The following is a 6000-nucleotide window of genomic DNA, read 5'->3' as shown; positions in this document are numbered from 1 at the left end:
CTATTTTCAAAGAAAAAAGCCCTGCGCGAGCAAGGCTTTTCTAATTATTGAAGTTCATTTTTATATCACTACTTATTGAAAATTCATTTTTATATCGCTCGAATCTCCCTTCTGTATAATATAGATATTCTTGTTTTCGAAATAATCAGGTTCCTTATCACCTTCCTTCAGATAGATAGGCTGGTAATTAAAACTGCTGAATACTTTCTTATTCGGATCATTGATATCCTTGTTAAAGTACACACCATTCGTACTCAGTTGTTTCACAAAGTACCAGGTCAGCTCAAATCCTTTGAAAGCCATATCCGACGGACGGGACTTATACACTTTCTTCCAGTAGTCATTGATATAGTGGCTGTAAGCATCCGTCTTATCATTCCAGTAAGGAGTGGTGTAGAAAATAGGTAGTCCCTTGAATTCAGGTTCCTTGAACTTCATCACATCCCATGTAGGCATACCAAACACCTGGATAGGGTAAGTAGCCATCTGAGTGCTCAGTCTGCGGATAATCGCTTTTGCATTGGCTTCATCCAGCGAAGTCACGATCACCAGGTTCGGACGGTCATTCAGCAGGTATTGAGAAAGTGCCAGGTCAGTGATGTTATCATCCCAAACTACTTCTCTTGGTTTGGTTTTCTTACTACTCTGTAGTTTCTCGTATTCAGCCTTAATATCAGCAGCTATGCGCTTTTCAAACGGCGTATCGTGGTGGATCACCAGGATATTTTTAGTCGCAAAGCCTTCCTGCAGGTAGCGCTGTAAAGCTTCGCTATGTGTTTTCAGCAAACTGTTGGTGATGATGAAAAATGGATTTTCATTTACACCAGCATCATTTGGATAGGTAGCCGACACCAGGTTGATCTGTTTCTTTTTGGCTATATCACTCAGGTCCTTGATCTCCGGCGTACCAACGGCAGCGATGATCAGGTCTGTGTTGATCAGGTTTGCACCCGACAGGTTCTGCTTGTTCTTACTATCGTAGACAGTAACATTCAGTTTTATACCCTGGTTTTGCAGACTATCCAGTGCCAGCTGCGCACCTTCATAGAAATCCAGACCCGGCAGAATATAGCGGGGCAGGGAGCGGGTGGGCATGTCTGTAGTAACTGAATCCAGGTAAAGTGGGGTAAACAACGCTATATTATAGGTGTCTTTTTTAATTTCCCGGGCAAAAGCTGGAACATTAAACGGAACTTCCTTAGGAGATTTAGCTTCATCCTTAGGTTTTTCGTCTTTTACAGGTTTCGCAGTTGTTGGCGGTGGTGTAGCCGTCTTTGAACTACTTTTCTTGGAAGTAGTACACGCCGACAGCAGTACAACCACGATGGATGCAGTGATCAATGGCCTGCATAGAATGGATTTACTCATAGCGATCGTTAAAATACAAAAATCATGCAAATGCAATAGGAGATATGGTGCCTATTGCAAATGATGTTGGTCAGCCCCCTTTAAAAGGAACAGGCTGTAAGTGAAAATAGTATTACTTACAGCCTGTCTGGAATTATTCCCATTCGATGGTAGCCGGCGGCTTGGAACTGATGTCGTACACCACGCGGTTAATACCTTTTACCTTATTAATGATGTCGTTAGACATTTGAGCCAGGAATTCGTAAGGGAGGTGTGCCCAATCCGCAGTCATACCATCCACGGAAGTTACCGCCCTCAGGGCTACGGTGAATTCGTAAGTCCTTTCATCACCCATTACACCTACGCTCTGTACCGGAAGGAGGATGGTACCTGCCTGCCATACCTTGTCGTAGAGACCGTGTTCACGCAGACCTTCAATGTAGATAGCATCTGCTTCCTGCAACATAGCTACTTTATCAGCGGTGATCTCACCGAGGATACGGATAGCCAGACCAGGACCCGGGAAAGGATGACGACCCAGGAAAATCTCACTGATACCAATTTCACGTCCTACTCTTCTTACTTCGTCTTTAAAGAGGAAACGGAGTGGTTCAACCAGACCCATATTCATCTTCTCAGGCAAACCACCCACGTTGTGGTGTGATTTGATGGTTACAGAAGGTCCGTTTACAGATACAGACTCGATCACATCAGGATAGATAGTACCCTGACCGAGGAAAGAGATGTTCTGCAACAGGATAGCTTCCTGCTGGAATACTTCGATAAAGAGACGGCCGATGATCTTACGTTTCTTTTCAGGATCACTTACACCAGCCAGTTCACCGTAGAAAAGGTCTTTTGCATTCACACCCTTCACGTTGAGGCCCATATGTTTATATGAGTCTAATACGGTTTCAAACTCGTCTTTACGGAGCAACCCGTTATCTACAAATATGCAATAAAGGTTACTGCCAATTGCTTTATGGATCAGCTCTGCAGCTACAGTGGAGTCAACCCCACCGCTGAGGGCCATTACTACTTTTTTATCACCTACCTGTGCCTTAATTTTCTCTACAGTTTCCTGTACGAATGCAGCAGGGGTCCAATCCTGTTTGCAACCACAAATGTGTACGAGGAAGTTGCGTAACATAGTCTTACCCTCCAGAGAGTGGGTTACTTCCGGGTGGAACTGGAATCCCACCATTGGGAACGGAGTCCTGGTATCGCATTTGAATGCGGCAACAGGAATACTTTCTGTCTGGGCAATGATCTGAAAACCTTCCGGCATACGCACGATGGTATCAGAATGACTCATCCATACCTGGCTACGGGGTGAGATGTCGAAGAGAGCCTTTTCTTCTTTATTATCGTGCACCATAAAAGCACGGCCATATTCCCGGATGTTGCTCTTAGCTACTTCACCACCAAAGTTTTTAGCCATCAGCTGGGCGCCGTAACAAATGCCGAGCACAGGCACTTTTGCCGCCATGGCAGCGATATCTACGGATGGTGCGTTAGGCTCGTTTACTGAAAAAGGACTTCCGGAAAGAATAATGCCTTTAACTGTATCATCCCATTGTACTGGTTGCAGACAAGGTTTGATTTCACAATAAATATTCAGTTCCCTGATGCTGCGCGCGATCAGTTGCGTATACTGGGAACCAAAGTCGAGGATAAGAATCTTTTCTGTCATGGTGGTGCAAAGATAAAGGGCTTGGAGCAAATCCCAAGTTATTATGGTATTTTCGTTCCGAACCCAATTCATAATTCCGCCATTTTAAACAATTACCTTATGAAACAAATTACCGGCTACGCCGTCCTTGTATTGTTAGCACTTTCCCATACCGGTTGTGACGAACATGGAGTCAACGGCAGTGGTAACCTTAGCACAGAAACCCGTAAACTGGGCGATTTCCACGCCGTATCCTTACGTGGATCTATGGACGTTGAATATACCGACGGACCGGCTGAAGATGTAGTGATCGAAGCTGAAGACAATGTGCTTCCCCTGATCACCACCGAAGTAAAAGATGGTGAGCTGATAATAGGCCAGAAATCAAATACCTCTATTAGACTACATAAAAAGGTTACGGTAAAGATCACCGCTCCCGATGTAGAGGAACTGAGCCTTGCCGGCTCCGGCACCATTCGTCTCATGAATGACTGGGAACAGGACGATCATGTAAAGTTGTCCGTAACCGGCAATGGCGATGTGTTAGGATCCGTGAACAGCCCTAAAGTAAGTGTGGCTGTAACTGGTTCCGGCGATGTAAAACTGAAAGGTGAAGCCAAAGACCTGAATGTGGATATCGCAGGCAGCGGTTCTTTCGATGGCTATAACCTGCATACAGAAACCACCAATGTACACGTAGGCGGTAGTGGCGATGCAAAAGTACACGCCAGTGTTACCCTGAATGTACAGGTATCCGGTTCCGGTAGTGTGGATTATCATGGTAGCCCAACCGTCAATTCCCAAACATCTGGATCAGGTTCTGTACACAAAAGAGATTAATGGAGCCACGTAAAATGACGGCCGCGGAAGCTGCACAACAGCTACGCCGGCCAACAGGGGACGATGGGGTAAAAATGGGCGTGCAAATGAGCAGGTCCAACCGCCTTATTTATGAAATGACACTCGATTTCCTGCAACTAAAAACAGGCGATCAGGTGTTGGAACTGGGCATGGGGAATGGACATTTTATACCCGCCTTATTCGAAAAAGAAAACAACCTCCAATATACAGGACTCGATCTCTCCGATGTAATGGTGCAGGAAGCCATTGTTGCAAATGCAGACGCCATCCGTGCCGGCAGGGTACAGATCCTGGAAGGTACGGCAGACACTATTCCTTTTGATTCAGGTGTATTTACAAAAGTCTTTGCTGTCAATGTATTGTACTTCTGGCAACCACCAACTGTAACGCTACAGGAGATCTACCGGGTATTACTGCCGGAAGGCGAAGTGATACTGGCCTTTCGCACCAGGCGTACTATGGAGAAATTAGCATTCGTAGATCACGGTTTTACATTGTATGATACAGAGACGGTGCAGGAAATGTTACAAAATATTGGGTTCCGGGTCACTGAAATTCAGACAGCAGTAGAACCCCCGAAAGCGGCTGCAGACGGGAGTATGCTGGTACAACTGGAGAACGTTTGTATAAGGGGCGTTAAAACTTTAAGTAGTATTTAACACTTTCTTTATAGTACTTACCTCATATTTGCAGCTGTAAAGCAACTCATTAAGTCCTTTGGCCACGGTACTGCTGTAAACAAATGCAGAGGTTATGGCAGTACCTGGCTAAGGCACAATTTTCCCCTCTCTCTCTTTCCTGCTTTCGTATCATATAATAAAAATATATCTTTACTCTACGGTTGTTTTTCGTAAGTTTACGATTTCAATTGTTCTAACTCCTATTCCTGAATATGAACGAAAGACCTAAGATCCTGGTAATATATTATACACAGACCGGACAACTAAAGCGGATAGTAGATACTGTAATTGGCCCATTGCAGGATATGGCAGATATAGTATACGAAGAATTGAAACCTGTGCAGCCATTTGTATTCCCCTGGAAGAAACAAACCTTCTATGATACAATGCCGGAAACTGTATTAGGTAAACCCAGGGCAATACAGGCACTGAATGTGGATCCAAATGCGCATTTTGACCTGGTCGTACTGGCTTATCAACCCTGGTTCCTGTCTCCATCCCAGCCCACAGCTGCTTTCCTGCAAAGTGAGCAGGGGAAAAGCCTGTTGAATGGCAAACCCGTTATTACCCTCATGGGTTGCCGTAACATGTGGCTGAGTGCCCAGGAAACCGTAAAAGGATATTTACAGGCTGCAGGAGCGCACCTGGTAGGAAATATAGTACTGGTAGACAAATCTCCGAATCTGATAGCCCTGATCACTGTACTGCGCTGGCAGTTCAAAGGCAAAAAGGAAGCAACCTCCTTACTGCCACCAGCCGGCGTACAGGAAGTAGACATTGTGGAATCAGCAAGATTCGCCAACCCAATCCGTAAAGTATTGACCACCCGTTCCTGGGATGCCCTCCAACCCGAACTGATCGACCTGAAAGCAGTGGAATTACTAGCACCACTCATCCTGTTGGAAGACAGAGGTATCCGGGCTTTCCGCTACTGGTCCAAATTTATCAGTGCCAAGGGTGGCCCCGGTGCTCCTGAACGCCAGGGTAGAGTGAGCATGTACAGAGGATTATTGTTAATAGGAATATTCGTATTGTCGCCTATCGCCAAGGTTTCATCATTATTCAAGCTGACTTTTAAGAAAAAGGAACTGGCCGAAAGGGTGAATTATTATAAAGGCATCCACCTGAGTTAAGGTAAAATAATAGCTAATTATCACACAATCAAAATAAAAGGCATTGTTATTGTGTTTGTTTAAAATGGAAGCATGAAGGCCGTATTATTAAAGCCGGCCACAGGCCCTTCCCGGAAAGCCTTCTGCCAGCGACAGATGCTATTTTCAATCAGGGGTAAACAATACCATAGCATTTTATATTCTATATTTACGGGCGCTTTTATTTGTCTTTGAGTATAAATGTGAAAGAGATGCGAATGAAAAATGGGACAAGAAAATAAAGCAATGACTGTAAGCCAGGAGGTACACAATACCAGCCGTCACAGAC

Annotated in this window: 5 protein-coding genes; 3 read left to right on the top strand and 2 right to left on the bottom strand. The window is 44.9% G+C overall.

The window, feature by feature from the left end; genetic code table 11:
* Positions 1–72 precede the first annotated feature (72 nt).
* Positions 73–1368: an ABC transporter substrate-binding protein gene (locus BW716_RS31190; protein WP_083729971.1), complete on the bottom strand. Its 1296-nt coding sequence runs from the start codon at positions 1366–1368 to the stop codon at positions 73–75.
* Between the two features lie 133 nt (positions 1369–1501).
* Positions 1502–3040 (bottom strand): glutamine-hydrolyzing GMP synthase, encoded by a 1539-nt coding sequence (gene guaA / locus BW716_RS31185; protein WP_083729970.1) that lies wholly within the window; start codon positions 3038–3040, stop codon positions 1502–1504.
* A 99-nt stretch (positions 3041–3139) separates the two neighbouring features.
* Here guaA and BW716_RS31180 point away from each other — a divergent pair, with 99 nt between their 5' ends.
* The 3 genes from BW716_RS31180 (at position 3140) to BW716_RS31170 (ending at position 5693) form a co-directional block, all read left to right on the top strand.
* Entirely contained in the window at positions 3140–3859 is a 720-nt protein-coding gene (locus BW716_RS31180; protein ID WP_083729969.1) for a head GIN domain-containing protein, read from the top strand.
* Positions 3859–4539 carry a class I SAM-dependent methyltransferase gene (locus BW716_RS31175; protein ID WP_083729968.1) on the top strand — a complete coding sequence of 227 codons (681 nt, stop codon included), beginning with the start codon at positions 3859–3861 and terminating at the stop codon, positions 4537–4539. The genes BW716_RS31180 and BW716_RS31175 overlap by 1 nt, the downstream gene beginning before the upstream one ends.
* A gap of 233 nt (positions 4540–4772) precedes the next feature.
* Complete coding sequence (locus tag BW716_RS31170) at positions 4773–5693, top strand: hypothetical protein (RefSeq protein ID WP_083729967.1); 921 nt, start codon at positions 4773–4775, stop codon at positions 5691–5693.
* The last annotated feature ends 307 nt before the right edge of the window (positions 5694–6000 follow it).

Origin of the sequence: [Flexibacter] sp. ATCC 35208 (genome assembly GCF_001975825.1) — a bacterium.
Taxonomy (GTDB): domain Bacteria; phylum Bacteroidota; class Bacteroidia; order Chitinophagales; family Chitinophagaceae; genus Chitinophaga.
Note: the sequence above shows the minus strand (reverse complement) of the source record. Positions and strands in the feature narration are given on the sequence as shown.